The following is a 1,449-nucleotide window of genomic DNA, read 5'->3' on the forward strand; positions in this document are numbered from 1 at the left end:
GATCAGAAGCCCCCACTATAATCGGCGAGCCGATTTAGTGGAGGGAGTAGGTCACTGATGCCGGAAAGTCTGTTTCCAGATAGCTCAGCGCGAACTATTAAAAAGCTCAACCACTGCACTGATTGCACAGCGATGAGGGTAGAAGAAAGGTACAAGGAGTCAGAAATATATGAATTCATAGGGTTAGCTACTCAAACAGTACAACGCGCAAACAACCTATCGCTCCATACCCCCGGTCATGTTTTAAACACGGTCACTGGTCAAAAGGCCCACTACCTTCTGCTCACGATCTTTCACCACCAGCGTATCAACATCCTGTTCTTTCAGTAACTGTTGGGCCTCTTCAGCGCTGATATTTTCCTGAACACAGACCGGTGCGCCATTCATGATATTTCTTGCCTTGATACCCTGCAGACTCTCAGCGCCCGTCAGGTTGCGGCGCAGGTCACCATCGGTAATGGTGCCACACAGCAAGCCCCCCTCCATAACCAGACACAGGTTGGTCCCATGGCTGGTCATGGTCTGCATCACCTGCCCAAGACTGCAGTCAGGCGTTACCACAGCCAGGTCACAACGGTGAACCACATCCCGTACCCACACCATTTTCTGGTCACTTTGCTGCGCTTCGGGGGAACTGAACCGGCGTCGGCGAATCAGGGTTTCAGCCAACAGGTCGCCAATAGCCAGCAGGACTGTTGTATAAGTCGTGGGTGCCTGCTCCCGGTCGTCATGACGCTCAACCACACTGGCATCCAGCACGATATCAGCTTGCCTGGCAACCGGCCCTGTTGGATCACCGGTTATGGCAATCACTTTATTACCCATTTGCCGGATGGCCGGATAAAGCCGGAGCAGCTCTCCGGTCCTGCCACTGTACGACAGCATGATAATAACGTCGCCAGGACCAATCATCGTCAGATTATCTTCCCAGGTTTGTGCGACATTCAGTATGTGGGTGGACAAGCCTGTGTCATAAAGAGTTGCGGCAATCTTTTGCCCCACCAGACCAGACTGCTTCATGCCAAACAGGATAGCGCGTCCACGACACTCGGCCAACAGCTCCAGGGCAGAAGTGAAGCTACCATTAATTCTGGCCTCCAGTGATTTGAGTGCTTCGACCTGACCGACAACACTGTTGCGCATGACTTTAGAAATCCACTGATTTTCTATATTCATAATCCATCTCTGCTAATCATTTGTCATCAGTTTGACACAGAGATGTTGCCAGATAATTGATCAAGAGCATTGATCGTGGTCGTATAGGCATTGAATGTGTGACCTGCTCCCACCACCAGGCCTGCGGCGTCGCATATCGGCGATGATGGATGGGGGCTTCGTTCGTCCCATGTTGGAGATATCCAACACCTTTCGTATATAACCTGCGCTGACAGGTTTGGGAGGCTGTCCGAGAATAGCGCCCGACTGGGCGTCCCCGTAGCGAGGATGGCA

The 1,449-nt window shown here is 52.1% G+C and carries 2 protein-coding genes; both read right to left on the bottom strand.

Annotated elements, in window-relative coordinates; translation table 11 throughout:
- Positions 1–243: 243 nt before the first annotated feature.
- Entirely contained in the window at positions 244–1,176 is a 933-nt protein-coding gene (locus KDK14_RS07430) for an SIS domain-containing protein (protein ID WP_257264429.1), read from the bottom strand.
- A gap of 60 nt (positions 1,177–1,236) precedes the next feature.
- A partial coding sequence (locus KDK14_RS07435; RefSeq protein ID WP_257264430.1) for a hypothetical protein occupies positions 1,237–1,449 on the bottom strand: 213 nt, incomplete at its 5' end.

Source organism: Endozoicomonas sp. ONNA2 (assembly GCF_024606365.1).
Classification (GTDB): domain Bacteria; phylum Pseudomonadota; class Gammaproteobacteria; order Pseudomonadales; family Endozoicomonadaceae; genus Endozoicomonas.